Source organism: Luteimonas colneyensis (assembly GCF_014836665.1).
Taxonomy (GTDB): Bacteria; Pseudomonadota; Gammaproteobacteria; order Xanthomonadales; family Xanthomonadaceae; genus Luteimonas; species Luteimonas colneyensis.
This window is the reverse complement of sequence record NZ_JACSQJ010000002.1, coordinates 308,231-333,886: the sequence shown is the minus strand read 5'-3', so window position 1 is coordinate 333,886 and position 25,656 is coordinate 308,231. Positions and strand designations below refer to the sequence as shown.

General features: G+C 69.5%; 29 protein-coding genes and 1 riboswitch. Of the genes, 18 read left to right on the top strand and 11 right to left on the bottom strand.

Annotated elements, in window-relative coordinates:
• Positions 1-6 precede the first annotated feature (6 nt).
• On the top strand, positions 7-1,947 hold the full coding sequence (gene htpG / locus H9645_RS05650) for a molecular chaperone HtpG (protein ID WP_191728746.1): 1,941 nt from the start codon (positions 7-9) through the stop codon (positions 1,945-1,947).
• Between the two features lie 44 nt (positions 1,948-1,991).
• Here the strand turns inward: htpG and H9645_RS05645 are convergent, their stop codons facing one another.
• The gene (locus H9645_RS05645; RefSeq protein ID WP_191728745.1) at positions 1,992-2,213 is read right to left on the bottom strand and encodes a hypothetical protein; all 222 of its coding nucleotides are present in this window, start codon (positions 2,211-2,213) and stop codon (positions 1,992-1,994) included.
• Complete coding sequence (locus H9645_RS05640) at positions 2,210-2,446, bottom strand: hypothetical protein (RefSeq protein ID WP_191728744.1); 237 nt, start codon at positions 2,444-2,446, stop codon at positions 2,210-2,212. The genes H9645_RS05645 and H9645_RS05640 overlap by 4 nt, the downstream gene beginning before the upstream one ends.
• Before the next feature lie 46 nt (positions 2,447-2,492).
• Between H9645_RS05640 and H9645_RS05635 the strand changes: the two genes are divergently transcribed.
• The 9 genes from H9645_RS05635 (at position 2,493) to H9645_RS05595 (ending at position 12,074) form a co-directional block, all read left to right on the top strand.
• Positions 2,493-2,945, top strand: a complete 453-nt coding sequence (locus tag H9645_RS05635) for a PA2169 family four-helix-bundle protein (RefSeq protein WP_191728743.1) — start codon at positions 2,493-2,495, stop codon at positions 2,943-2,945.
• Positions 2,946-3,081: 136 nt separating this feature from the next.
• A complete protein-coding gene (locus H9645_RS05630; RefSeq protein WP_191728742.1) occupies positions 3,082-3,531 on the top strand; it encodes a DUF3597 domain-containing protein in 450 nt (149 codons plus the stop codon).
• A 92-nt stretch (positions 3,532-3,623) separates the two neighbouring features.
• Entirely contained in the window at positions 3,624-4,454 is an 831-nt protein-coding gene (locus H9645_RS05625; protein ID WP_191728741.1) for a hypothetical protein, read from the top strand.
• A 94-nt stretch (positions 4,455-4,548) separates the two neighbouring features.
• Positions 4,549-6,702 carry a peptidyl-dipeptidase Dcp gene (gene dcp, locus H9645_RS05620; RefSeq protein ID WP_191728740.1) on the top strand — a complete coding sequence of 718 codons (2,154 nt, stop codon included), beginning with the start codon at positions 4,549-4,551 and terminating at the stop codon, positions 6,700-6,702.
• Positions 6,703-6,738: 36 nt separating this feature from the next.
• Positions 6,739-6,989, top strand: a riboswitch (cobalamin riboswitch).
• Between the two features lie 257 nt (positions 6,990-7,246).
• Positions 7,247-9,592, top strand: coding sequence for a ribonucleoside-diphosphate reductase subunit alpha (locus tag H9645_RS05615; RefSeq protein WP_225218065.1), 2,346 nt, complete (start codon positions 7,247-7,249; stop codon positions 9,590-9,592).
• A 138-nt stretch (positions 9,593-9,730) separates the two neighbouring features.
• The gene (locus H9645_RS05610) at positions 9,731-10,792 is read left to right on the top strand and encodes a ribonucleotide-diphosphate reductase subunit beta (RefSeq protein ID WP_191728738.1); all 1,062 of its coding nucleotides are present in this window, start codon (positions 9,731-9,733) and stop codon (positions 10,790-10,792) included.
• Positions 10,793-10,802: 10 nt separating this feature from the next.
• Positions 10,803-11,387 (top strand): flavodoxin, encoded by a 585-nt coding sequence (locus tag H9645_RS05605; RefSeq protein ID WP_191728737.1) that lies wholly within the window; start codon positions 10,803-10,805, stop codon positions 11,385-11,387.
• On the top strand, positions 11,359-11,700 hold the full coding sequence (locus tag H9645_RS05600) for a thioredoxin family protein (protein ID WP_191728736.1): 342 nt from the start codon (positions 11,359-11,361) through the stop codon (positions 11,698-11,700). Before H9645_RS05605 ends, H9645_RS05600 begins: the two co-directional genes overlap by 29 nt.
• A complete protein-coding gene (locus H9645_RS05595; protein ID WP_191728735.1) occupies positions 11,697-12,074 on the top strand; it encodes an acyl-CoA thioesterase in 378 nt (125 codons plus the stop codon). Before H9645_RS05600 ends, H9645_RS05595 begins: the two co-directional genes overlap by 4 nt.
• Positions 12,075-12,140: 66 nt before the next feature.
• On the opposite strand, the gene H9645_RS05590 is transcribed toward H9645_RS05595, so the two are convergent.
• Both H9645_RS05590 and arsH read right to left on the bottom strand, forming a co-directional pair.
• Positions 12,141-12,671 carry a YdeI/OmpD-associated family protein gene (locus H9645_RS05590; RefSeq protein WP_191728734.1) on the bottom strand — a complete coding sequence of 177 codons (531 nt, stop codon included), beginning with the start codon at positions 12,669-12,671 and terminating at the stop codon, positions 12,141-12,143.
• Between the two features lie 54 nt (positions 12,672-12,725).
• Positions 12,726-13,475, bottom strand: coding sequence for an arsenical resistance protein ArsH (gene arsH, locus H9645_RS05585; RefSeq protein ID WP_318240506.1), 750 nt, complete (start codon positions 13,473-13,475; stop codon positions 12,726-12,728).
• A gap of 23 nt (positions 13,476-13,498) precedes the next feature.
• Between arsH and H9645_RS05580 the strand changes: the two genes are divergently transcribed.
• From H9645_RS05580 to H9645_RS05565, 4 genes are read left to right on the top strand one after another with little or no spacing between them, the layout of a single operon-like run.
• Positions 13,499-13,831, top strand: a complete 333-nt coding sequence (locus H9645_RS05580) for an ArsR/SmtB family transcription factor (RefSeq protein WP_191728732.1) — start codon at positions 13,499-13,501, stop codon at positions 13,829-13,831.
• Between the two features lie 41 nt (positions 13,832-13,872).
• Positions 13,873-14,412, top strand: a complete 540-nt coding sequence (locus H9645_RS05575; RefSeq protein ID WP_191728731.1) for an arsenate reductase ArsC — start codon at positions 13,873-13,875, stop codon at positions 14,410-14,412.
• A gap of 3 nt (positions 14,413-14,415) precedes the next feature.
• Positions 14,416-15,699 carry an arsenic transporter gene (locus H9645_RS05570; RefSeq protein WP_191728730.1) on the top strand — a complete coding sequence of 428 codons (1,284 nt, stop codon included), beginning with the start codon at positions 14,416-14,418 and terminating at the stop codon, positions 15,697-15,699.
• A 22-nt stretch (positions 15,700-15,721) separates the two neighbouring features.
• On the top strand, positions 15,722-16,126 hold the full coding sequence (locus H9645_RS05565) for a hypothetical protein (protein ID WP_191728729.1): 405 nt from the start codon (positions 15,722-15,724) through the stop codon (positions 16,124-16,126).
• Between the two features lie 27 nt (positions 16,127-16,153).
• On the opposite strand, the gene H9645_RS05560 is transcribed toward H9645_RS05565, so the two are convergent.
• From H9645_RS05560 to H9645_RS05550, 3 genes are all read right to left on the bottom strand, one after another.
• Complete coding sequence (locus tag H9645_RS05560; protein WP_191728728.1) at positions 16,154-17,371, bottom strand: RtcB family protein; 1,218 nt, start codon at positions 17,369-17,371, stop codon at positions 16,154-16,156.
• A 90-nt stretch (positions 17,372-17,461) separates the two neighbouring features.
• Positions 17,462-18,016 carry a YdeI/OmpD-associated family protein gene (locus H9645_RS05555; protein WP_191728727.1) on the bottom strand — a complete coding sequence of 185 codons (555 nt, stop codon included), beginning with the start codon at positions 18,014-18,016 and terminating at the stop codon, positions 17,462-17,464.
• Between the two features lie 30 nt (positions 18,017-18,046).
• On the bottom strand, positions 18,047-19,141 hold the full coding sequence (locus H9645_RS05550) for a bifunctional NAD(P)H-dependent oxidoreductase/GNAT family N-acetyltransferase (protein WP_191728726.1): 1,095 nt from the start codon (positions 19,139-19,141) through the stop codon (positions 18,047-18,049).
• A 107-nt stretch (positions 19,142-19,248) separates the two neighbouring features.
• Here H9645_RS05550 and H9645_RS05545 point away from each other — a divergent pair, with 107 nt between their 5' ends.
• The 3 genes from H9645_RS05545 to H9645_RS05535 are packed head-to-tail and all read left to right on the top strand — an operon-like array spanning position 19,249 to position 21,276.
• The gene (locus H9645_RS05545; protein WP_225218028.1) at positions 19,249-19,689 is read left to right on the top strand and encodes a MarR family winged helix-turn-helix transcriptional regulator; all 441 of its coding nucleotides are present in this window, start codon (positions 19,249-19,251) and stop codon (positions 19,687-19,689) included.
• Positions 19,690-19,738: 49 nt separating this feature from the next.
• Complete coding sequence (locus H9645_RS05540) at positions 19,739-20,452, top strand: hypothetical protein (protein WP_191728724.1); 714 nt, start codon at positions 19,739-19,741, stop codon at positions 20,450-20,452.
• Positions 20,449-21,276, top strand: a complete 828-nt coding sequence (locus tag H9645_RS05535; protein WP_191728723.1) for a TlpA disulfide reductase family protein — start codon at positions 20,449-20,451, stop codon at positions 21,274-21,276. Before H9645_RS05540 ends, H9645_RS05535 begins: the two co-directional genes overlap by 4 nt.
• Here H9645_RS05535 and H9645_RS05530 read toward each other — a convergent pair whose 3' ends face one another.
• The gene (locus H9645_RS05530; RefSeq protein WP_318240495.1) at positions 21,277-21,660 is read right to left on the bottom strand and encodes a YchJ family protein; all 384 of its coding nucleotides are present in this window, start codon (positions 21,658-21,660) and stop codon (positions 21,277-21,279) included.
• Between the two features lie 5 nt (positions 21,661-21,665).
• Positions 21,666-21,914, bottom strand: a complete 249-nt coding sequence (locus H9645_RS05525) for a polyprenyl synthetase (RefSeq protein ID WP_191728721.1) — start codon at positions 21,912-21,914, stop codon at positions 21,666-21,668.
• A 113-nt stretch (positions 21,915-22,027) separates the two neighbouring features.
• Between H9645_RS05525 and H9645_RS05520 the strand changes: the two genes are divergently transcribed.
• Entirely contained in the window at positions 22,028-23,059 is a 1,032-nt protein-coding gene (locus tag H9645_RS05520; protein ID WP_191728720.1) for a DUF1615 domain-containing protein, read from the top strand.
• Between the two features lie 310 nt (positions 23,060-23,369).
• Here the strand turns inward: H9645_RS05520 and H9645_RS14340 are convergent, their stop codons facing one another.
• Together H9645_RS14340 and H9645_RS05510 are read right to left on the bottom strand one after the other, a co-directional pair.
• Positions 23,370-25,277, bottom strand: coding sequence for a DNA/RNA helicase domain-containing protein (locus H9645_RS14340; RefSeq protein ID WP_191728719.1), 1,908 nt, complete (start codon positions 25,275-25,277; stop codon positions 23,370-23,372).
• Positions 25,278-25,289: 12 nt separating this feature from the next.
• Positions 25,290-25,640, bottom strand: coding sequence for a nucleotide pyrophosphohydrolase (locus H9645_RS05510; protein ID WP_425490201.1), 351 nt, complete (start codon positions 25,638-25,640; stop codon positions 25,290-25,292).
• Positions 25,641-25,656 lie beyond the last annotated feature (16 nt).

Sequence of the window (25,656 nt, the reverse complement as noted above, 5' to 3'; positions counted from 1 at the left end):
AACCCCATGACCACGACGCCCGAAACCCGCAAGTTCGAAGCCGAAGTCGCCCAGGTGCTGCACCTGGTCACCCACTCGCTGTACTCGCACAAGGAGATCTTCCTGCGCGAGCTGGTCTCCAACGCCTCCGACGCCTGCGACAAGCTGCGCTTCGAGGCGATCGCCCAGCCCGACCTGCTGGCAGGCGCCGGCGAGCTGCACATCGACGTCAGCGCCGACCGCGAGGCGCGCACCGTCACCATCCGCGACACCGGCATCGGCATGTCGCGCGACGAGGTGGTGGAGAACATCGGCAGCATCGCCAGCTCCGGCACCCGCCGCTTCCTCGAGGCCATGGGCAGCGAGCAGAAGGCCGATGCGCGCCTGATCGGGCAGTTCGGCGTCGGCTTCTATTCCGCCTTCGTGGTCGCCGACCGCGTCACCGTGCTCACCCGCCGCGCCGACGCGCCCGCCGGCGAGGGCGTGAAGTGGGAAAGCGACGGCCGCGGCGAGTACACGCTGGAGGCCGTGGAGCTGCCCGAGCGCGGCACCACCGTCGTCCTGCACCTGAAGGACGGCGAGGACGAATTCCTCGAGCCGTGGACGCTGCGCTCGCTGATCACGAAGTACTCCGACCACGTCGCCTTCCCGATCCGGATGCCGAAGGACGCGCCAGGCGCGAATGCCGGAGCGGACGCGAATGCCGGCACCGATGGCGAAGCAGGCGCGCAGGAGGCGGAGACGGCGACGGCGGCGGCGCCCGCGTGGGAGACGGTCAACGACGCCTCCGCGCTGTGGACCCGCCCGAAGGCGGAGATCGGCGACGAGGAGTACCAGAACTTCTACAAGGCGCTCGGCCACGACTTCAACGACGCCGCCGCCTGGACCCACAACCGCGTCGAGGGCAGCCAGAGTTTCACCACCCTGCTGTACCTGCCGTCGCAGCCGCCGTTCGACCTGATGATGGGCGGCCGCGACGAGCGCAAGGGCCTGAAGCTCTACATCAAGCGCGTCTTCATCATGGACGCGGCCGAAGAGCTGCTGCCGAACTACCTGCGCTTCGTGCGCGGCGTGGTCGACGCCGACGACCTGCCGCTCAACGTCAGCCGCGAGATCCTGCAGCACAACCGCCAGCTCGAGCGCATCCGGGGCGCCTGCGTGAAGCGCGTGCTGGACCTGATCGAGAAGCTCTCGCGCGACGAGCCGGCGAAGTTCGACGCCTTCCTCAAGGCCTTCGGCAACACGCTCAAGGAAGGCATCGTCGAGGACGCCGGCAACCGCGAGCGCATCGCGAAGCTGCTGCGCTTCAGCTCGACCAAGGGCGCCGGCGAGGCGCGCGACGTTTCGCTGGACGACTACGTCGGCCGCATGCAGGAGGGCCAGGACGCGATCTGGTACGTCACCGCCGACGGCCATCGCGCCGCGGCCGGCAGCCCGCAGCTGGAAGCGTTCAAGGCCCGCGACATCGAAGTGCTGCTGATGTCCGACCGCATCGACGAGTGGATGCTCGGCCACCTCCGCGAATACGCCGGCAAGCCGATGAAGCACGTCGCCAAGGGCGAGCTGCCGATGGACGAGGCGGAGAAGCAGAAGCTGGCCGACGCCGCCGGCGCCGCGGCCCCGCTGCTGGAGCGCATCAAGCGCCTGCTCGGCGAGCGCGTGGAGGACGTGCGCGTGTCCGCGCGCCTGACCGATTCGCCCTCGTGCCTGGCGATGTCGGAGTGGGAAATGGCGCCGCACCTGGCTCGGCTGCTGCGCGACGCCGGCCAGGACGTGCCGGAGCAGAAGCCCACGCTCGAGATCAATCCGCAGCATGCGCTGCTGCGCCGCCTGCAGGGCGAGGCCGACGACGCCCGCGCCACCGACCTCGCCCACCTGCTGCTGGAGCAGGCGGAGCTGGCCGCCGGCGCGCCGCTGCCGGATCCGGCCGCGTTCCTGCAGCGCGTGAACCGCCTGCTGGCCGGCTGAGCGCAGGCGGTGCCGGGCGGGGAGCGGCAGCAGTCACTCCCCGCCTAGGCCATCCGCGCCGCGTAATCGTCGCGGACATGCTGGTTGACGTAGGTGTTCAGGCCTTCGCCCGCCTCGGCCAGCCGCTGCATCTCCAGCACGTGCTCCGCGCCGGGATGCCGGTCGTCGTAGCGGTAGGTGCCTCCGCGATGGAAGCGGATGACGATCCAGCCCGGGCCGCACGCGTACGCGGCGATGCCCGAGTCGCTGCCGCGGTAGCGCTTCACGGCAGGCTCCGCGCGCCGTATCCGTGCAGCCCGGACGGCAGGTCCGGGGCCGTGCCCTCGCGTGCGGGTCCGCCCTCGTTCATGCGCGCGACGTTCGCAGCCCGCGCGATACGCAGGCGTGAACCGGGGAGTCGCGCCAGGGGCCGGATGACATGCATCGACGCCACGTCGACAAAGGCCAATGCGCCGTGTCCGCGCCGCACCTGCGGGCCCGCGTTCCACGTGGACTTCATGGCGGTGCCCCCAGAGTGGACGTCCCTTCCCCCCAAGGACAGCTCCATGACGGACAAGAAGATCCAGCACAGCCTCAACGACCTGATCGAGATCGCCCGCGACGGCAGCGAGTTCTACGCCGAGGCCGCCGGCAAGGTGGAGAGCGCCGAACTCGCCACGCTGTTCCGCCGCATGGGCGAGCACAAGCGCGAGATCGTGACCGGCCTGAGCGCCGACGTGGCCGCCACCGGGGGCGATCCCGCCGACCACGGCACCATGGTCGGCTCGATGCGCCAGACCTACGCCAAGGCGCGCGCCGCGCTTGGTGACACGAACTATGCGTACGTGGCGGAGCTCGAAGAGCTCGAGGACCGCCTGCTCGACGCCTTCAAGGACACGCTGGAAGACAGCGACACCCCGGCCGCCGCGCGTGCCGCGGCGCAGAAGTACCTGCCGCGCGTCACCGAGTGCCACGACATCATGCGCAACCGCAAGATCGCGATGAAGAACGCGGGCTGATCCCCGCCGCGGATCGCCGTCGACTCCGCACGTCCGATCCGCCACAGGCCCCGGTCCATGCCGGGGCCTGTGGTATCCGGCCATGCAATTTAATTCCCATCGCTGCAGAATCGCAGCCTTCCGCCAGGAGTTCACCATGGGCCTGTTCTCGAAGATCCGCGACCGCATCCTGGGTCGCAACACCGAAACCGCCACCTCGCCCGGCACGTCCTCGCAGGGTGGCAAGCCCGCGCCCGTCATCTTCGACGGCGGCCAGGACGACCCGAAGGTCGCGCCGCCCGCGCTGAAGCCGGCTCCGCCAGCCCCGGCCCCGGCGCCCGCGCCCGAACCCGTCGACGTCGAAGCCGTGCTCGCCGCCATGGCCCGCGAGAAGGGCGGCGAAAGCGACTGGCGCCGCTCGATCGTCGACCTGCTGAAGCTGCTCGACCTCGACTCCAGCCTCGACGCGCGCAAGGAGCTGGCCGCCGAACTCGACGTCAACGCCGGTGCGCACGGCAGCGCCGAACAGAACATCGCCCTGCACAAGGCGGTGATGCGCAAGCTGGCCGAGAACGGCGGCAAGGTGCCCGACGACCTGAAGGACTGACGGACCGCCGGATCATCGGTGGCGAGCCGCCTGCTCCACCCCGCTCCACCCGCACCCCGGCCACGGCCGGGGTGCTTGCGTCTGCGCGCCCCGTGAGCGCGCGCGCCAAAGCCGCGCCCGTCGCGTCGCGGGGCGACCGCTCGCGCGTGGAGCGCCTGCAGCGCATCGGCGCGGGCGCGGCCACCCTGCTGCTGCATGCGCTGCTCCTGCTGCTGGCGCTGACCGCCGAGCCGCTGGAGCCCTCCGACCCGGCGGGCGCCGCCGCCGGCGGCAGGCTCGACGTCACCTTCATCGACGCGCCGCAGGCCATTCCTTCGCCGCCGCCGCCGTCCCCGCAGCGCAGCGCGCGCAGGCCCGTCGAGCCCGATCCCGCCGAACGCCCCGACCCCTCGCGCCTGCAGGTGGTCGAGGTCGATCGGGCCGACGCGCCGCTGCCACAGCCGCGGCGTCCCCGGCCCGAGGCCGCGGCCCCGCCGGCACCTCCCGCGCCGCAGCGCCCGCACCCCAGCCAGCAGGCCTGGGGCCAGCCGCCGGGCACGCAGGCGGCGCAGCACGCGGTGGTGGACGCCGGCTCCGCCCCGAGCCCCTCGATCAGCCGCGGTTCCCGCCCCCGGGGCACGGCCAGCGGCGCCGCGCTGGAGGCCGGCGGCTTCCAGGTGGTCTACGACCTCATGGCCGAGACCCGGCTGCGCGCCTGGCGCGACGCGGGCATGACCGAGGTCTTCCTGCCGCTGCCGGGCGTACGCCAGCTCATGGTCTGCCCGCTCGAAACCGCACTGCGCCGCGACTCCGGGCCCTGCCGCCTGGTCGAGCCGGACGACCCGGAGCTGGCCGGCATCGGCGACGCCCGCGAGGTGATCGCCATGTACCAGGTCTACCGCCGCGGCAAGCCGGTCTGGAGCGGCCCCGGCCCCTACCGCTGAGCGCCCCGGAGTGCCGAACGGCACGTTTGCCGCGCCGCCACCGCGCGCATCCTGAACGGCCAGGCTTGCCTCCGCCCGTCAGGAACCCCATCCCATGCTGCGTCCCCTCCTGCTGTCCGCCGCGATCGCGCTCGCCCTGGGCGCCTGCGACCGCACCGCCACCGAGTCCCCGATGCCGAACACCGCCGCCGCGCCCGCCGCGCCCGCCCAGACCGAAAACCCGCTGCTGGTCGCCAGCACCCTCGCCTTCCAGGCGCCTCGCTTCGACCTGATCCAGGACGCGCACTACCAGCCCGCGATCGAGGAAGGCATGCGCCAGCACCTGGCCGAGGTGCGGACCATCGCCGACAGCACCGAGCCGCCGACATTCGCCAACACCATCGAAGCGCTGGAGCGCAGCGGCGCGCTGCTGACCCGCGCGGCTTCGGTGTTCTTCGCCATGACCTCGGCGCACACCAACGAGGCGCTTCAGGCCGCCGAGCAGGCGCTGGCGCCGAAGCTGGCCGAGCACGCCGACGCCATCCACCTCGATCCGAAGCTGTTCGCGCGGGTGAAGGCGCTGTACGCACAGCGCGCGGAGTCCGGCCTGACGCCCGAGCAGGTGTTCCTCGTCGAGCGCACGCATGACAACTTCGTCCGCGCCGGCGCCGAGCTGGACGCGGACAAGCAGGCCGAACTGCGCAAGCTCAACAGCGAGGAGTCCTCGCTGACCACCACGTTCTCCAACAGGCTGCTGGCCGCGACCAAGGCCGGCGGCGTGCTGGTGGACGACGTCGCGAAGCTCGACGGCCTGGACGAAGCCACGATCGCCGCTGCCGCGGCCGCCGCGAAGGACGCCGGCCACGACGGCAAGTGGATGCTGGTGCTGCAGAACACCACCCAGCAGCCGGTACTGGCCTCGCTGAAGGATCGCGGCCTGCGCGAGCAGGTGCTGGCCGCATCCATCGCGCGCGCCGAACAGGGCGACGCCAACGACACCCGCGCCACCATCCAGCGCCTGGCCGAACTGCGCGCGCGCAAGGCCGAACTGCTGGGCTATCCCAGCTACGCCGCCTACGGCATCGCCTACCAGATGGCCGGCACGCCCGAGGTCGCGCTGAAGCTGCTGACCGACACCGTGCCCGCAGCCACCGCCCGCGCGCAGGCCGAGCTTGCGAAGATCCAGTCCGTGGTCGACGCCCAGGGCGGCGGCTTCACCGCCGGCGCCGCCGACTGGGACTTCTACGCCGAGCAGGTGCGCAAGGCCGAGTTCGACCTCGACGCCGAGGCCATCAAGCCCTACTTCGAGCTCGACCGCGTGCTGAAGGACGGCGTGTTCTTCGCCGCCGAACAGCTGTACGGCATCACCGCGAAGGAGCGCAGCGATCTGCCGGTCTACCACCCCGACGTGCGCGTGTTCGACATCTTCGACGCCGACGGCACCCAGCTCGCGCTGTTCTACCTCGACCCGTTCCAGCGCGAGAGCAAGCAGGGCGGCGCCTGGATGGGCAACTTCGTCGAGCAGAACGGCCTGACCGGCGACATCCCGGTGATCTACAACGTCGAGAACTACACGAAGCCCGCGGCCGGCCAGCCGGCGCTGCTGAGCTTCGACGACACCACCACGCTGTTCCACGAGTTCGGCCACGCCCTGCACGGCCTGTTCTCGAAGACCACCTACCCGAGCCTGGCCGGCACCAACGTGCCGCGCGACTTCGTCGAGTTCCCCTCGCAGTTCAACGAGCACTGGGCGCTGGACCCGAAGGTGTTCGCGAACTACGCCAAGCACTACCGGACCGGCGAGCCGATGCCGCAGGCGCTGGTCGAGAAGATCGTCCGCGCACGCACCTTCAACCAGGGCTACGCGACCACCGAGTACCTGTCGGCGGCGCTGCTCGACATGGCCTGGCACACCCTGCCGGCGCGTGACGCGAAGAAGGACGTGGACGCGTTCGAGAAGGAGGCGCTGGCGAAGTACAAGGTCGACCTGGCGGCGGTGCCGCCGCGCTACCGCACCAGCTACTTCAGCCACATCTGGGGCGGCGGCTACGCGGCCGGCTACTACGCCTACTTCGGCGCGGAGGTGCTCGACCACGACGCCTTCCAGTGGTTCCGCGAGAACGGCGGGCTGACGCGGGAGAACGGCCAGGTGTTCCGCGAGAAGATCCTGTCGATCGGGCACTCGCGGGATCTCGCCAAGGCCTACCGCGAGTTCCGCGGCAAGGAGCCCAGCGTCGAGCCGCTGCTGGAGCATCGCGGGCTGGACTGAACCAATATATTGCGTTGACGATGCACACCGGCCCCGATATGTTGTGCCCCGTCGGTTCCCGCGCCAGAGGGCTCGGGATGAAAAGGGAAGCCGGTGCGGCGGCGGTCGGATGCGTCCAGACCCCCGCCCATCCCGGCGCTGCCCCGCAGCGGTAGGTGGAAACGAGGTCGCGCACGCACTGGGACGGTGGTCCCGGGAAGCGGCGACCGAGGCGAGGAATCCCCGGCGCACAGCCGGTGGTTCCCGGATCCACGAGCCCGAAGACCTGCCGACAGCCGCGCGCAAAGCACATCGCGCGGTGCCGGCTGCGGAATCTCCGGGGGGAGATGGCTGGTGAAGCAGGCATGCGGCCGCGATCCGTCCACCGGAGCGCGTCGCGGGCGCTGCGACGCCGCTTTCCCAACCTGTGACTCCTGGCCCGCCGACTGTCGAGGGACAGCGGCCGTGCGCATGCACCGGGAGCACATCCATGAGCGAGACCGACACCCGCATCGCGACAACCGACGCCCTGGCCGACCACGGCCACCACGCGCCCACCCTCGCGATGCCGGACGCGGGCACCGGCCACGACGCCGGCGTCGCCACCTGGATCACCAAGGAGGCCGGCAACCGCCGCATGCCCTACGAGCGCGCGCGCCTGGAGCGCGCCATCGACCGCGTGCACGCCGAGTTCCCCCAGCTCGAGGTCGACGACTTCAAGCGCAGCGTGTTCGGCTTCGTCGAGCGCAAGGAGTCGGTCAATGCCGACGACCTGGTCGACCATCTGATCCGCGAGGCCGAGGCGCGCGTGGACGTGGGCGCGCCGGAGTGGGAGATGTTCGCGGCGCGGATCTACCTACACCGCCTGTACAAGCGTGCCAGCCGCAACCGCTTCTACGACACCGAGCAGAAGTACGGTTCCTACGTCGGCCTGCAGGAGAGTCTCGCCGACCGCAACGTCTACTCCAACGACATCCTGCGTGCCTACTCCAAGGAGGAGCTCCAGGAAGCCGGGCGCATGATCGACCCGGAACGCGACAAGCTGTTCGCCTACAACGGCCTGTACCTGCTGGCCACGCGCTACCTGGCCACCGACGCCTCGCGCGAGGTGTACGAACTGCCGCAGGAGCGCTGGCTGACGATCGCGCTGTACCTGATGCAGGGCGAAGGCGGCGGCGGACAGGACGGCCGCGAGCGCCGCATGCGCCTGGTCGGCGAGGCCTACTGGGCGCTGTCGAACCTGTACATGACCGTCGCCACGCCGACGCTGCAGAACGCCGGGAAGACCGGCGGCCAGCTGTCCTCGTGCTTCATCGACACCGTCGACGACTCGCTGCAGGGCATCTACGACTCCAACACCGACATCGCGCGCGTGTCCAAGGGCGGCGGCGGCGTGGGCGCCTACATGGGCTACGTGCGCGCCTCGGGCTCGGCGATCCGCGGCGTGCCGAACTCGTCCGGCGGTGTGGTGCCGTGGATCAAGCAGCTCAACAACACCGCGGTCTCGGTCGACCAGCTCGGTCAGCGCAAGGGCGCGGTGGCGGTGTACCTGGACGTCTGGCACCGCGACATCGAGGCCTTCCTCGACCTGCGCCTCAACAACGGCGACCAGCGCCTGCGCGCGCACGACGTGTTCACCTCGGTGTGCATCCCGGACATCTTCATGGAGGCCGTGGAGCGCCGAGGCGACTGGTACCTGTTCGATCCGCACGAGGTGCACCGGATCAAGGGCTGGTACCTGCAGGACTTCTTCGACGAGGCGAAGGGCGAAGGCACGTTCCGGAAGAAGTACGAGGAGGTGGTCGCCGACGAGCGCATCCCGCGCAAGACCGTCAAGGCGATCGACATCTTCAAGCGGCTGATGGTCAGCCAGCTGGAGACCGGCAACCCGTTCATGTTCTACCGCGACGAGGTCAACCGGAAGAACCCGAACAAGCACGCGGGCATGGTGTATTCGTCGAACCTCTGCACCGAGATCCTGCAGAACATGAGCCCGACGCGGCTGATGCAGGAGATCATCAGCGGCAACCAGATCGTGACCACGAAGCAGGCCGGCGACTTCGTGGTCTGCAACCTGTCCTCGATCAATCTCGGCCGCGCGATCCTGCCGCAGGACGGCCAGGGCGACCTGATCACCGACGTGCTCGAGCGCCTGGTGCCGATCCAGGTGCGGATGCTCGACAACGTGATCGACCTGAACCTGCTGCCGGTGCCGCAGGCGACGATCACCAACCGCAAGTACCGCGCGATCGGCCTGGGCACCTTCGGCTGGCACCACCTGCTGGCACGGAAGGGCATCCACTGGGAGTCGACGGAGGCGGAGGATTTCAGCGACGCGCTCTACGAGCGCATCAACTTCCTCACCGTGCAGGCGAGCATGGCGCTGGCGAAGGAGAAGGGCTGCTACCCGGTGTTCGCCGGCAGCGACTGGCACACCGGCCGCTACTTTCGCGACCGCGGCTACAACAGCCCGCAGTGGCTGGACCTGGCGGCACAGGTCGCGGTGAACGGCGTGCGCAACGGCTGGCTCCTGGCGGTGGCGCCGAACATGTCGACGGCGCAGATCGCAGGCAGCACGGCCTCGATCGACCCGATCTACTCGGCGTTCTACTACGAGGAGAAGAAGGACTACCGCCGCCCGGTGGCCGCGCCGGAGCTGTCGCTGGAGACCTGGCCCTACTACGAGAAGGGCGCGTACAAGGTCGACCAGTTCGCCAGCGTGCGCCAGAACGCGCGCCGCCAGCGCCACGTCGACCAGTCGATCAGCTTCAACTTCTACGTGCCGAGCACCATTCGCGCCAGCACGCTGCTGGAGCTGCATATGACGGCGTGGCGGGAGGGGTTGAAGACCACCTACTACGTCAGGTCGAACGACATCGACATCAATGAATGCGAATGGTGTTCGAGCTGACGGCATCCGCCATCGCCGCTTCGGAAGATCCGCGCCAACCCTCCCTGTAGGAGCGGCTACAGCCGCGACCCGGCCTTGCCGCACCGCCGGTCGCAGCTATAGCTGCTCCTACAGAAAAAGCAGGAACAGGACATCGTCATGAATTTCGCCGTACCTCGCACCGCCACGCCGCTTGACCGCATTCGCATCCTGGAGCCCCGGCATCCGAACCGTTCGACCGGGATCATCAACGGGCGCACTTCGGGGATCCTCAACTGGAACGACATTCCGTACCCGTCGTTCTATCGCGCCTACAAGGAGCTTTCGACCAACTTCTGGATTCCTGACGAGGTCGACATGAAGGCCGATGCGCGCCATTACGGCGAGCTTTCGGCGCGCGAGAAGAACGCGTACGACTCGATCATCGGGCTGCTGGCGACGCTGGATTCGCCGCAGACGCGCTTCATCTACAACGTCGCGGAGTACATCACCGATCCGGCGGCGCACGCCAACGCGGCGATCATCGGCCAGCAGGAGGTGATCCACAACGAGAGCTACAGCTACGTGCTGGCCTCGATCACCGACCTCGACAACCAGAAGCGGATCTTCGAGATCGCGCGCACGCACCCGACGATCCTCAAGCGCAACGCGCCGATCATGGAATCGTATGACGACTTCATGCGCGAGAAGACCGCCGAGACCCTGCTGCGCTCGCTGATCCAGTCCTCGATCCTGGAGGGCATCAACTTCTATTCCGGCTTCGCCTACTTCTACAACCTGGTGCGCCAGAACCGGATGGCCGGCACCGGCAAGATCATCAGCTTCATCAACCGCGACGAGCTGGCGCACACCAAGTTCATCAGCGAGGTGATCCGCGCGATCGTCGGCGAGAACCCGGAGCTGCGCACCGACGAGCTGACGGAGTACGTGCACCGCGCCTTCGAGCACGCGGTGGAGCTGGAAGTGCAGTGGACCGGCGAGGTGCTGGACGGCATCGACGGCATCAACGTCGACGAGATGATCCAGTACGTGAAGTACCGCGCCAACAAGATGGCCGGGATGCTGGGCATCGAAAGCCTGTACCCGGAATCCACCGGCAACGTGATGCCTTGGATCCGCGCCTACGCCGACAACTTCACCGAGACCAAGACCGACTTCTTCGAGATGCGCAACGCCTCGTACAAGAAGACCAACCTCGACAACGGATTCGACGACCTGTGAGGGACCGCTCATGCGCATCCTGATCGCCTACGACTCCCTCAGCGGCAACACCCGCGACCTCGCGCGGATGGTACGTGGATGCTGCGAAGCGCGCGGCCATGACGTGACCTGGATCGAAGCCGGCATCCAGACCCTGGCCGAGGCCGGCCCCGATCCGCGCCACGACCTCTATCTGCTCGGCACCTGGACCGACAATGCCGGCCGCACGCCGGCGGCGATGAAGCGTTTCATCTCGGAGCTGGTCGAGGCCGTCGGCAAGCCCGATCGCGTGGCCGTGTTCGGCACCGGCGAGACGCAGTGGGGCGAGGAGTACTACTGCGGCGCGCTGAGGCGCATGGCCGACTTCTTCGGCAGCCCCCATCCGCCGCTGGACATCGAACAGATGCCGCACGGCGCACGGGATGCGCTGAAGGTCCGGCACTGGACCGACCGGGTGCTCGCGACCATGGACTCCACTGCCGCGGCCGGCGCAACTGCGGGATCCGCGCCTCCGGCCGTTGCCGTTGCCGGCACTCGCGCCCGCCCGCGCGCCGACTTCCCCACACCCGTTGCCAAGGACTCGCTCCATGCAGACCCTGCACGCCTCGACGCCTGACGACGTCCACGCCGCCGTCGCCGCCCACCCGTGGCTTCTGGTCGACTACTACAAGGACGACTGCCCGGCCTGCCGCATGCTCGACATGTCACTGCGGCAGTTCGCCGCCAGCCCCGGCGCCGCCGGCCTGGTGCTGCTGAAGGTGAAGCTGGAAACCGTCGGCGAAGATTTTTTCCGCGGCCTCGGCCTGCGGCAGACGCCGACGCTTGCGCTGCACGTCGACGGCCGCGAGGCCGCGCGCCTGCCCGGCTTCCAGACGCCGGCGCAGATCACGCAGGCCGTCGAAGCGCAGGCCGGCGGCGCGCCCGCATGACGGTCGCCCCCACCGAGGCGCGGATGCTGGACATCGTCTTCCCCGACCACACCAACCACCTCGGCACCCTGTTCGGTGGCCAGGCCCTGGCCTGGATGGACAAGGCGGCCTTCATCGCCGCCTCGCGCTATGCACGCAGCACCGTGGTCACGGCGCGCTCCGAGCAGGTGGATTTCAGCCGGCCCATCCGCCAGGGACAGCTGGTGGAGACGATCGCGCGCGTGGTCGGCGTCGGCCGGACGTCGATGCAGGTGGAAGTGGAACTGGTGAGCGAGGACCTGCTGAGCGGCGTGCGGCACGCCTGCACGCGCGGCCGTTTCGTGATGATCGCGCTCGATCCGGAAGGACGGCCCAGGCCGCTGCAGGGACGCTGAGCCTGCGGCGCTGGGCGATGGTGGCAGGCGCGCCGGCGGCGGATGCTGCCCGCCGGTCCCGACCGCTCATTGCGCCGCATCCGGCGGGCCGAGCCGGCCCCGGCTGTACATCCCCGAACGGTCGAAGCAGCAGGCCCGCCGCTTGCCCGAGGCCAGCATGTCGCACCCCGACGCGACGCGCTTCACCCGCGTCTCCGCCTTCTTGCCCGAGGTCATCCACTGGATCCAGTCGCGGCGCGCCACCGGCGTGATGTCGTCCCACGTCGCCTTCGCCGCGGGATTCGCCGCCAGCGCCTTGCGGAGGTCCGGAGGCACGGTCGGCTCGGGCTCGACCGCGACCGGCGCGATCCCGAGCGCCACCGTGTCGCCGGCCTTCGCGCCCGCCGCATCCAGCAGCGTCCTCGGCACCTTCAGCCAGTGGCTGCCCGCGCCATCCGGCTCCAGCGTGGCCTGGAAGGGCGCGTCGCCCAAGGTGCCGGCCACGGTCACCTGGCTGCGCGTGGGCAGCTTCGCGCTGGCGGCGGCGGGCAGCACGAGGAAGGCCCAGGTCGCATTCTTCGGCTGCGCGGGCCGCTGGAGGAGTGCCTTGAATCGCATGGCGCCGTCCCGGATCGACGATCCCGGAACACTAGCACCGCGACATGGCGCCGATCAGGTCGACGCCGGGGCCGCGTCTTCCACCACCCCGGCACCGGCGGCCGTGCGCCGCGCCGCCTCCGCGCCCTTGCGTTCGCTGTAGCGGTCGACCAGGTAGTCGCTGCGCCCGCGCACCAGCAGGGTGAACTTCACCAGCTCCTCCATCACGTCGACCACGCGGTCGTGGAACGCCGACGCGCGCATGCGCCCGTCCTCGTCGAACTCCTGCCAGGCCTTGGCCACCGACGACTGGTTGGGGATCGTCACCATGCGCATCCAGCGGCCGAGGATGCGCAGCTGGTTGACCACGTTGAACGACTGCGAGCCGCCGCAGACCTGCATCACCGCCAGCGTCCGGCCCTGCGTCGGGCGCACGCCGCCGTCCTCCAGCGGCAGCCAGTCGATCTGGTTCTTGAACACGCCGGTGACGCTGCCGTGGCGCTCCGGCGACACCCACACCTGGCCCTCGGACCACTCGGACAGCGCGCGCAGTTCCTGCACCTTCGGATGGTCGCGGTCGACGCTGTCGAGCAGCGGCAGGCCGTGCGGGTCGAACACGCAGGTCTCAGCACCCAGGCGCCGGAGGATGCGCTCGGCCTCGAGCGCCAGCTTGCGGCTGTAGGACTGCGGCCGCAGCGAGCCGTAGAGCAGGAGGATGCGCGGCGGATGCGCGCCCGCATCGGCGCCGAGGAGGTCGTGGCGCGGACCGGGCAGGAGGGCCCTGTCCACGTGGAGAAGTTCGGGGGAGTGGCTTGGCGGGTCGATATTCATTCGACTATTCTAGAAACATGGAAACGAATCAGGCAATCACCGCGTTGAATGCGCTCGGCCACCCCACCCGGCTTGCCGCGTTCCGGCTGCTGGTCGAAGCCGGCCCGGCCGGGCGGATGGCCGGCGACATCGGCGGGGCGCTCGGCGTGCCCGGCGCGACGCTGTCCTTCCACCTGAAGGAGCTGGTGAACGCCGGCCTGGCCAGCAGCGAAGCCCAGGGGCGGCATGTCTGCTACCGCGCCCGCTTCGACGCCATGAACGCGCTGGTGGCCTACCTGACCCACAACTGCTGCGCCGGCTCCGGCGACGACGGCTGCGCCCCCGGCGCGACGTCGACGCGCCGCTGCTGATTCCCCCACCCCATCACCTGATCCACCACGAGGCCCTCACGATGAAGCGTCGCGTCCTGTTCCTGTGCACGGGCAACTCCGCCCGCAGCGTGCTGGCCGAAGCCACCCTGCGCGCCTGGGCGGGCGACCGCTACGAGGTCTCCAGCGCCGGGAGCCAGCCCACCGGCACGGTCAATCCCTGGGCGCTCGCGCAGCTCGCCGACGAGGGCCTGCCGACCGACGGCCTGCGCAGCAAGTCCTGGGACGAGTTCGCGACCGCCGATGCCGCGCCGCTGGACCTGGTGGTCACCGTCTGCGGGTCCGCCGCCGCCGAGACCTGCCCCGCCGTGTTCGGCGACTTCATGCGCACGCACTGGGGCCTGCCCGATCCCGCCGCGATCGAGGGCGACGACGCGGCGAAGCGCGCCGCATTCCGCGAGGCCCATCGCATCATCAAGGCGCGCCTGGAGGCCTTCATCGCGCTGCCTCCCGCGCTGTGGGACGACCGCGAGGCGCTGCAGCAGGCGCTGGATGGCATCGGCACCATCGAGCCCGGTCCCGAGGAACCGCGCGAGGGCGGCACGCAGGCGCACGGGGCCTGATCGATGCTCCTCGCGCTGCTGATCTTCATCGCCACCATCGTGCTGGTCATCTGGCAGCCGAAAGGTCTGGGCGTGGGCTGGAGCGCCAGCTTCGGCGCGCTGCTGGCGCTCGCGACCGGCGTGGTCGGGCTGTCCGACATCCCCACCGTCTGGGGCATCGTCTGGAACGCGACCTTCGCCTTCATCGCGCTGATCGTCATCAGCCTCATCCTCGACGAGGCCGGCTTCTTCGAATGGGCGGCGCTGCACGTGGCGCGTTTGGGCCGCGGCCACGGGCGACGGCTGTTCGCGCTGCTGGTGCTGTTCGGCGCCGCGACCTCGGCGCTGTTCGCCAACGACGGCGCCGCGCTGATCCTGACCCCGATCGTCATCGCCATGCTGCTGGCGCTGCGCTTCAGCCCGGCGGCCACGCTGGCCTTCGTGATGGCCGCCGGCTTCATCGCCGACACCGCCAGCCTGCCGCTGGTGGTGTCGAACCTGGTCAACATCGTGTCCGCGGACTATTTCGGCATCGGCTTCGCCGAGTACGCCGCGGTCATGCTGCCGGTGAACCTGGTGTCCGTGGCCGCGACGCTGGGCATGCTGCTGTGGTTCTATCGCCGCGACATCCCGGTCAGCTACGACATCGCCGGGCTGCGCGAACCGCGCAGCGCGATCGTCGACCCCGCGACGTTCCGCGCCGGCTGGGGCGTGCTCGGCCTGCTGCTGGTGGGATTCTTCGGCCTGGGCCACCTCGTGCCGATCAGTGCCGTGGCCGGCGCCGGTGCGCTGGTGCTGCTGGCGGTGGCCGCGCACGGCCACCGCATCTCCACGCGCAAGGTGATGAAGGGCGCGCCCTGGCAGATCGTCGTGTTCTCGCTGGGCATGTACCTGGTGGTATACGGCCTGCGCAACGCCGGGCTGACCGACCACGTCGCCGGCCTGCTCGACGGCTTCGCCGCGCATGGCGTGTGGGGCGCGACGATCGGCACCGGCCTGCTCGCCGCGTTCCTGTCGTCGGTCATGAACAACATGCCGACGGTGCTGGTGGTCGCCCTCTCCATCGATGCGAGCCAGGCCGCGGGGGACGTGCGCGAGGCGATGGTCTACGCCAATGTGATCGGCAGCGACCTCGGCCCGAAGTTCACCCCGATCGGCAGCCTCGCGACCCTGCTCTGGCTGCACGTGCTGGGGCGCAAGGGGATCCGGATCACCTGGGGCTACTACTTCAAGGTGGGCCTGGTGCTGACGCTGCCGGTGCTGCTGGCGACGCTGGCGGCGCTGGCGCTGCGGCTCGGCCTGGGCTGAGCGCGAGGCAGAATCCGGACCCATGGCCCTGACATTCCTCCTGCTGCTGATCGCGACCGCCTGGGGCCTGGGCGCCCTGCAGCTGTGGCCGCGCGCGGGCCGGGTCCGCGACCTGTCCATGTGGCTGGGCGGCGCGCTGGCGCTGGGCGTCGCAGCGTGCGTCGCCTGGGGTTTCGCGGGCGTGCTGCGGCAGGGCGACTGGCAGGCGCTGACGAACGCGCAGGCGGCGCATCGGCTCTTCGGTCCGGGGACGCGGTGGTTCGGCAGCACCGGCTGGCCGCTGCTCGACCGCGCCGCCAACGTCTATCTCTCGCTCGACCTCATCCTGACCCTGGTGGCGCTGTGCGTGGCGAGCCTGCACGGCTTCGTGTTCTGGGCCGGGGTGGCCGAACGCCGCCGGCAGGCCCGGGTACGCCGGGGGCGCTGACACGCGCACGCCCGGCGTCGCGCGCCGTCAGCCCTTCACGCACACCACCTGCCGCAGCGTGTGCACCACCTCCACCAGGTCGGCCTGCGCCGCCATCACCGCGTCGATGTCCTTGTACGCGGCCGGCGACTCGTCGATCACGCCCTGGTCCTTGCGGCATTCCACGTGCGCCGTGGCCTCGCGGTGCTGCTTGAGCGTGATGCTGTTGCGCGCCGCCGTGCGGCTCATCACCCGGCCGGCGCCGTGGCTGCAGCTCTCCAGGCTGTCGGCGTTGCCCAGCCCGCGCACGATGAAGCTCTTCGCGCCCATGCTGCCAGGGATGATGCCGAGCTCGTCCCGGCCCGCGCGCACCGCGCCCTTACGGGTCACGTACACCTCGCGGCCGGCGTGCGTCTCCTTCTGCACGTAGTTGTGGTGGCAGTTCACGGCCATCGCCTGCAGCTTGAACTTTGGCAGCTCCGCGCGCATCGCGTGCAGCACGCGCTGCATCATCGCCTCGCGGTTGGCGCGGGCGTAGTCCTGCGCCCAGCCCACGGCTTCGACGTAGTCGTCGAAGAGTTCCTCGCCCTCCATGAAGAAGGCCAGGTCCCGGTCGGGCACGTGGTAGCCGAGCACGCGCTTGCCCAGCTCCTCGCGCGCCCGCTGGATGAAGTACGTGCCGATCAGGTTGCCGGTGCCGCGCGAGCCCGAGTGCAGCATCACCCACACCGCCTCGCTCTCATCGAGGCAGACCTCGATGAAATGGTTGCCTCCGCCGAGCGTGCCCAGCTGCTTCTCCACCTTGTCGAGGCGGATGCGCGGATGCTTGGCCTTGATGCGTTCGAGCCGCTGCCACAGTCCGGAGCTGCCCAACGCGGTTTCGATGCTATCGGGCGCCTTGCGGTGCTCGCCCTGCGGACCGTTGCCGACCGGGATCGCCCGCTCGATCGCCAAGCGCAGGCGCGCCAGCGAGTCCGGCAGGTCGCGGGCATTGAGCGTGGTGCGCACCGCGGCCATGCCGCAGCCGATGTCCACGCCGACCGCGGCCGGGATGATCGCGCCCTGCGTCGGCACCACCGAACCGACCGTCGCGCCGATGCCCAGGTGCACGTCCGGCATCACCGCCACCCACGGCCCGACGAAGGGCAGGCTGGCGATGTTGCGCAGCTGCGCGTGGGCCTGGTCTTCCAGCGGCACGCCGCGGACCCAGCCCTTGATGGGGGTCTCGCCTTCGTGATGGAGGAGTTCGTAGCCTGAGGTGTCCATGGCGTCCATGGTTGGGGATCGGTGATGAATCATGCGTGGCCGCGGGCGCGACGCTGCGGGCGGGGCGCTGAGCCGCGGCCATCCAGGCCGCTATCCGGCGGCTTCAGGCGGGCCCAGCTTGCCGCGGCTGTACATCCCGGAGCGATCGAAGCAACACGCGCGCCGCTTGCCCGAGGACAGCATGTCGCAGCCACTCGCGATGCGCTTCACCCGCGTCTCCGCCTTCCTGCCCGAGGTCATCCACTGGATCCAGTCGCGGCGGGCCAGCGGCGTGATGTCGTCCCAGGTGGCGCTGGCGGCCGGGTTGGCATCGAGCGCCTCGCGAAGGTCCGGCGGTACGTCCGGCTCGGGCTCTTCCGCAACATGCGCCACGTTCAGCGCCACCGTGTCCCCGGCCACGACACCGGCCGCATCCAGCAGCGACTTCCCGACCCTCAGCCAGTGGCTGCCTTGCCCGTCCGGCTCCAGCGTGGCCTGGAAGGGCACTGTGCCGAACGTGCCATCCACCGATACCTGGCTGCGCGCCGGCAATCTGTTGCTGGCGGCCTGCGGAAGGACGAGGAAGGCCCAGTCGGCGTCGGCGGGCTTCGCCGGGCACAGGAGGCGTGCCTTGAAGCGGACTCGGGCGGGCGCGCGGAGGGCCATGCCCCCAAGCCTAAACCCGTCGCGGGACCGTCATCCACTTCGGGAAGTCGCGCCAACGGGCTTCCGCAACGGCTTGACCAGATGGACGACCTCAGGTGTGTCGCGTTCCGGAAGACGCTCGAAGCCTTCGCTCACGTACATGCGGATGTTCCGCACGCTTCGCGCGCCGGTCTCCAGTGCCGCCATGGTGCAGCCGGCATCGGCCTCGCGCTCGGCGAGTTCCAACAGCCAGCGTCCGATGCCGGCTCCGCGCATGTGCGGCGCCACGGCCAGTCGACCGATGTGCCAGGACGCGCCATCGCGGCGTGCACGGACCATGCCGAGCAGCCTGCCGTCGCGCCACAGCCCCACGGCCCACCATTGATCCAGCCAGTCCCGCACGTCGTCGGGACTCTCGTGCAGTGCCGGGATGTCGAGGGTCTGGTTGGCGAGGGCCTCGTCCACCCAGCAGCAGCGCTGGAGGACGATGACATCGGCCGCATCCGCCGCCGTGAGGCGTCGTGCGTAGCTGCCTGCCACCGGTCCCGCCCGGGCCGACCCATCCAGCGGCTCGCGCATGGGCCGGAGCGCGTGTCCGAGCCTGACGACTTCCTCCAGGAGCCGCGACGCGAGTCCGTCCAGCCGCGCGTCGTGCCGGACCTCGCCATCCACGATGTCATCGCCGATCCGGAGCGCCACCGTCGCTCCGGTCGGAACGAGCCGAAGCGCCGCCAGGACCGGCCGGGCGTGTTGTGCCGCTCGCGTCCCGGCGGACGTGTGCCCGTAGCTGACGAAGCCGACGGGCTTCCACGCCCACTCGCGGCCGAGGTAGTCGAGCGCGTTCTTGAGCACGGCCGGCATGCCGTGGTTGTACTCGGGCGTGACGAAGATGAAGCCATCCGCGTTGTCCACCAGCGCACTCCAGGCCCGGGAATGCGGGTGCTGATAGTCGCCGGCGGCCGGATGCGCGGCTTCGTCCAGGAAGGGCAGGGCCAGCTCGGCAAGTGAAACGACCGTGAGTTGAGCGTCCGACACCTCTGACCGCGCCGACGCCGCACGCAGGAACCAGTCGCCGACGGCCGGGGCCAAGGCGCCGGGGCGTGTGCTGCAGACCAGCACCATGATGCGGAGCTTGTTCGTTGACATGTAAACAACACTGGTGCAAAGTCGATGACATGTCAACGAAAAAGATGACGGCGACTCGCGACTGGCTCAGCCCGGCCGAGGAACAAGCCTGGCGCGCATTCCGGCGCATGGCCATCCACGTACGCGCGCAGATCGGCCAGGCGCTGGCCGAAACCGGCCTGTCCGAAGCGGACTACGAAGTCCTCAGCACCCTGGTCGAGCGTCCGGACACCACGAGCACCCTGCATGCGCAGGCCGCAAAGATGGGCTGGTCACGCAGCCGGCTCTCGCGCCATGCCTCGCGCATGGAGAGCCGGGGCCTGATCGAGCGTGCCGCCGATCCTTCCGACGGGCGCGGCTGCCTGCTGATCCTCGGCCGCCCGGGCCGCAACGCACTGCGCGCGGCAGCGCAGACGCACCTCGCGTCCGTCCGCCACCACTTCGCCGACCTGCTCGATGCCCGGGATCTGCGGGATATCGAGCGGATCGCGGGCAAGCTCGGCGCGGCCGCAGGAGATCGCCCGGAGCCGCGCTCCCGCGAGGCGCGCGCTTCCGAGGGACCGGCCTGATGACACACCGGCCGCTTCCATCCACGTCATCGCCCAGGAGGACACCGGAATGACCCGACCGCCGTACGCGCACGCCCTGTGCGTCTGCATTTCCGCCATCGCGACCCTGCCGCCTGCCGCGTCGGCGCAGACCGCGCCGGAGCGCCCCTCGTTGCAGGCGCTGGAGCGGATCATCGAAACCCGGACGCCGGAAACGAAGATCGAAGCGCCGGACCACGATCGCATCACCGCGCGCCGCATCGACATCGTCGACGCCGACGGCACCATCCGCATGACGCTGGCCGGCGCCACGCCGCCGCCGATCATCGACGGGATCCAGTACAAGCGCGCATTCAACGTCGCCGGACTGATCCTCTACGACGACAAGGGAAGCGAGCGCGGCGGCTTCGGCACGGCCGACGTCGAAGGCGGCATGGCGGTCCTGGCGCTGGACCATCCCGCAATGGACGCCGTCGGCTGGCGCGTGTCGCCCGACGGCGCCGTCAGCTTCGTCATCAACCAGGCCCCGCCCCTGGTCCGCGAGCCCGCGCTCGGCGACGCCCTGGTGCCCGGCGTGCGCACGCCGACCCGCATGCAGTTGTCGGTGGCCGCGGACGGCACCCCTGTCGTCGCGCTCTCGGACAGGAACGATCGCCAGCGGCTGCGTCTGACGGTGACCGAGGAAGGCTTCGGCGCCATCGAGTTCCTGAACGCCGAGGGCGAGGTGATGCATGCCATCGCGCCGGAAGCTGAAGGGTCCAACCAGGGCAACGGAGAGACATGATCGGCGTCGGGCCCTTTCCGCTGCACGTGGTGGTGGTGGGCCTGTGCGCGCTCCTGGCCTGGGGCGTTGCGCGCACGCTCGCACGCAGGCTGCCCGATGCTTCGCACCGCATGGCCGGCGCGCTGGTGGTCGACGCCCTGTTCGTCGGCCTGCTGGCGGCGCGGATCGCCTATGTGCTCGTCTGGTGGCGCGAATACGCCATCGCCCCCGTGTCGGTCATCCGCATCGGGGACGGCGGCTTCAATCCCTGGGCGGGCCTGGCCGCGGGCATTGCGTTCGTTGCGTGGCGTACGCGGGCCGCGACCCTGCTGCGGCGCCCGGTCCTGGCGGGGATCGCGGCCGGCACGCTGGCCTGGGCCGCCGCCAGTGCTGCGTTCTGGTGGATGCAGCAGAGCGCCCAGCCACTGCCCGACAGCGCGCTTGCCACGCTCGACGGCCAGCCCACGGCCCTGGCGGACTATCGCGGCCAGCCCGTGGTCGTGAACCTCTGGGCCACCTGGTGCCCGCCCTGCCGGCGCGAGATGCCGGTCTTGGCCCGCGCGCAGGCGGCCTATCCCGGCGTCAGCTTCGTGCTGGTGAACCAGGGTGAAGACCTCCACACCATCCGGGGCTACCTGGAAGAGACCGGCCTCGACCTGCAGCACGTGCTGCGCGACCCGCACTCCCGGACCATGGCCGAGACCGGCGCCCGCGCACTGCCCACCACCCTCTTCTTCGACGCCAGCGGCCGCCTGGTCGACACCCATCTGGGCGAACTCACCGGCGCCAGCCTGGCCGACACCCTGCGCAGCCGCTATGGCGAGGTGCCGAAGGGGAGCCCATGACTACTTCGGGAACTCCCCGTCCACGTACAGCCAGTGCCCGCCCACCCGCTCGAAGCGGCTGATCTCGTGCAGGCGCACCGCCGGCGCGCCGCCGGGCTTGTAGCGCGCAACGAACTCGACCACGGCCGACTCGTTGCCCAGTTGCGCATGGCGCCTAACTTCCAGCCCGAGCCAGCGCCGGCCCGGCGTGGCGTCGAGTTCGAACGGCACCGGCTTCGTAGACGGGTGCCAGGTGGCCACGAGGTAGTCGCGCAGTCCCAGCACGTAGGCGCTGTAGCGGGAACGCATCAGGGCTTCGGCCGTCTCTGCCGGCGCGCCCCCGTGCAAGGGCTGGCAGCACTCGGCGTACGCGGCCGAGGGGTTGCAAGGGCAAGGTGCGGACATCGCGGTCATGCGGGCTTTGAAGGGCCCCGGGCTGGTGCGCGCTTCAGCCCCGCGACGATCTCCGACACATCCACGCCCATCTCCAGCTGTACGCGCACGTATTCGCGCTCCTTGCGCGACAGCGGGCGGCCGGCCTCCAGGCGCACGTCTTCGGCCTGCAGGATGCGCATGATCCGCGGCAGCGCGGAACCGATGGCGTCGGGGCCGTAGCCGGCTTCGCGAAGGGCGGCGCGGAGGAGTGCTTCAGCGTCCATGTGATGTCCTGGTCGTGCGGGGCCATGCATTGTGCGGCACGCAGCGGTGGGTCATGCAGCCCCTGATCGCCGCCATGGCACGATGCCGCACCGCCCGATGTGTTGCGCGTCCCATGACCCGACTCCTCTGTGGCCTCCTGTTGCTGCTGCTTGCTGGCTGCGCCAGCCAGGCGCCGTTGCAGATGCAGCGCAGCCCCGATGAGGTGCGCGCGGAGATCCTGCGCAAGCTGCCGACCAGCGTGGAAGACCGCCAGGGCTGGGCCAACGATGTCTATGTCGCGCTGACCGCGCAGGACATCGAACCCGGCAGCGACAACGTGTGCGCGGTGCTGGCCGTCACCCAGCAGGAGAGCACCTACACCGCCGATCCCGAGGTGCCTGGCCTGGCGAAGATCGCCCGCGCCGAGATCGAGCGCCGCGCCGCCGCCGCGCACGTGCCGGGCTTCGTGCTCAGTGCCGCGCTGCGGCTGGAATCGCCCGATGGCCGCAGCTACGCGCAGCGCCTGGAGCGCGTGCGTACCGAGCGCGAGCTGAGCGAACTCTACGAGGACTTCATCGGCATGGTGCCGCTGGGCAGCCGGCTCTTCGCGGGCCACAACCCGGTGCGCACCGGCGGGCCGATGCAGGTGCGCATCGACTTCGCCGAACAACATGCGCGCGGCTACCCGTACACGATCGAGCGCGAGATCCGCCACGAAGTGTTCACCCGCCGCGGCGGCCTGTACTTCGGAACGCGTCACCTGCTGGGCTACCCCGCGAACTACGGGACGCCGCTGTACCGCTTCGCCGATTTCAACGCCGGCTGGTATGCCAGCCGCAACGCCGCCTTCCAGAACGCGGTGAGCAAGGCGTCCGGCATCGAACTGGCGCCGGACGGCGACCTGCTGATGCCCGGCGCGAACCTCGACAACCCCGGCGCCACCGAACGCGCCGTGCGCGCGCTGGGCGGCCGCATCGGCATGGATGCCGAGCAGATCCGTCGCGCCCTGCAGAAGGGCCGCGACCTCGACTTCGAAGAGACCGACCTCTACGCCCGCGTCTTCGCCCTGGCCGACGCCGCTGCAGGCATGCCTGTGCCGCGCGCCGTGCTGCCGGGCATCGTGCTGGAGAGCCCGAAGATCACCCGCACGCTGACGACCGCGTAGTTCGCGAACCGGGTGCAGGAGCGGTGGGAGCAGTGCATGCGGCGGTGAGGGGTCGCTCCCATGGCTGTCGTCTTCTTTTTGCTCCTGCTTGCCATCACCTGGAGCCTCGGCGCCCTGCGGCTGTGGCCGCGGGGCTATGTGTTCTGGGCTGGCGTGGCCGAGCGCGCCGGCAGGCACGGGTGCGGCGGGCGCGCTGAGGTGCGATATCGCGGGTCAACCGGCGCGCACTGTCATGGGTAGGTCTCGAGTCCCGGCGGAATGCCATGCTGGCTCGAGCGGGCGGGTGCTGCGCGTCGCCCGGCGCAAAGCTCTACGGATCCATCGCCGCAGATGCGGACTCCTGGAGCTCGCCAGGCTGCACCAGCCTCCTACGCAGGTAATCCGCCATCGCCGGATCGACGCAGTAGACGAAGCAACCCTTCATGCCGCGGGTCATCAGGGTCCGGTAGGTGTTGCGAATGATGCGATTCACACGTTCCGTCGTGACCACCGGATCCTGCTTCATCATCTTCTTCCATCCCCGGATCGACCGATCCATCTTGGACCGCTGCTTCGCATCCGGCACTGGGCCGGCCTCGCCCGCGACGAGGTCGGCGCCAATGATCACCCCGACGTACTCCAGTTCCAGTCCTTGACAGGTATGGATGCAGCCGACCTGCTCGATGGAGTCCGGCGCGACGATCCATAAACTTCCATCTCTCCCGAGGTTCCATTGCCTGGCATACCCGTACTCGGGGATGACGATGTCATCGGCGTCCGGGTTGCGCTTGCTGGCCCAGTCCCAGCAATACCCGGCGACTACCCGCGACTTGTTGTTCTTCCTGTTGAGCTCCTCGACCGCTGCGTGCATCGCCGTGGGGGAGTCGAAGACACGGAAGTCGAATTCCTCCGGGCGAGGAGGAATCGCAGCCGTCGAGCGTATGCCGAGTACGTCGTCGAGCCATGTCAGGTAACCGTCGGAGCCGTTGCAACGGAACTGTGAGGCGAGCTGCATGCGGGTGACCTCTGCGCCCAGCATGGTTGCCCACCTCTCCAGCTCCGCGGTCTCCCCAACGTCGCTCAGCGTTACAGTCTGGTCGTCGTCGACGAACAGCACCGTGCACTTCGCCGCACCGATCAACTCCTTGACTTGGTTCTCTCCGAGATTTCCGTAGAGGCCCGACTTCTCGTTGAGGCGATGCGCTTCGTCCACGATCAGCACGTCGTAGGTATCATGCGGCGCATTAATGAAGCCGCCCGAACCGGCGAACAGGTTGTCGATCACCGAACGCCGGAATCCCCCCTGCAGTCGCTGCTGGTAAACGGTGCGTGGTGCGGCGTTCTTCGATACGTACTTGCCCAGCAGACCCTCGCCCGTCAGCGCCACGAGCAGGTTGACGGCGACGACCGACTTGCCGGTACCCGGCCCGCCCTCCACGATGACAACTTGCTTGGCGCCGGGCGACGCTTTCCGTGCCTTCGCCAAGGCGGTCTCGTAGACAAGCTTCTGGTCATCGATCAGCACGAACTCACGGTTGCCCTTGAGCATGCTCGAGAGACTGTCGGCCAGCATCTTGGAAGGCCTGATGCGCCCGTTCTCGATGCGATACAGCAAGTCAATGTCGCCCTTGCAGATGTGCTGCCGAATGAAGGCCTGCAGTCGCTCCAGCTCAGGGCGACCTTTCAGGAACAGCGGCGCCTTGAGCGTATAGGGCACGTACCGGTCATCATCCACGGCACCACCAGGTCCGTGGTTGTGAAGGTAGGCGCACGGGCTGAGTTGGACATCGTCCTGGTACACCGCTTCGTTGAATCCCTCCAGGAGCGCGGCATAGGACCAGGCCTGGTAACTCGGGTGCGTTCCTTCGCGCTCTGTGCCGCCCCCGCGGCTTGCGATGACGATCCCGTCCTTGTCGCTGAGCTTGGATTCCGACCACTGCTTGAGTTCAATGATCACCACCCGCGGCCTGTCATCGGCGCCCCGCCCGGAAAGGAGGAAGTCGATTCGCTTGGAGGTCTGCGGAATGCCGAACTCGACAGCCACCCCTGCGTCTACCGGGATCCCTTCGTCGCGGAGCACGTCCGCCATATGGCGCAGGGAATGACGCCACGCGCGCATCTCCGCATCGGGCGCGTACCGGCCGCAGCGTTGTAGGTAGGCTTGGGCGATGCGGTACTCGATACCGAGATCATCCGTGTCCCGGACGAACTCGCTCTTGCTGGCCTGATAAACGATCACCCCCGCTGCCCCTTACAGCTCGGTGTACTTGGCGATGCTGCCGCGCGCGCGGTCCACTGGGTACTTCTCGGCATTGCGTGCCAGCTTTTCGTCGGCCGCGGCCACAAGATCGATGCCTAGCCTGTCGCTGATTCGGAGCAGGTACAGGAAAACGTCCGCGATCTCTTCGCGAGCTGCGCCCATTTGCTTCGGCGTGAGTGCCGTGCTCTGCTCTTCGGAAAGCCATTGAAATATCTCAAGCAGTTCCGCGGCCTCGACCGACAGGGCCGCCGCGAGGTTCTTCGGCGAGTGGAACTGCTCCCAATCGCGTTCGGCGGCGAACTGGCGCTGCGCGCCCTGGAGGCGTTGGATGGGATTGGCCACGGCGTGCTCCATTTGT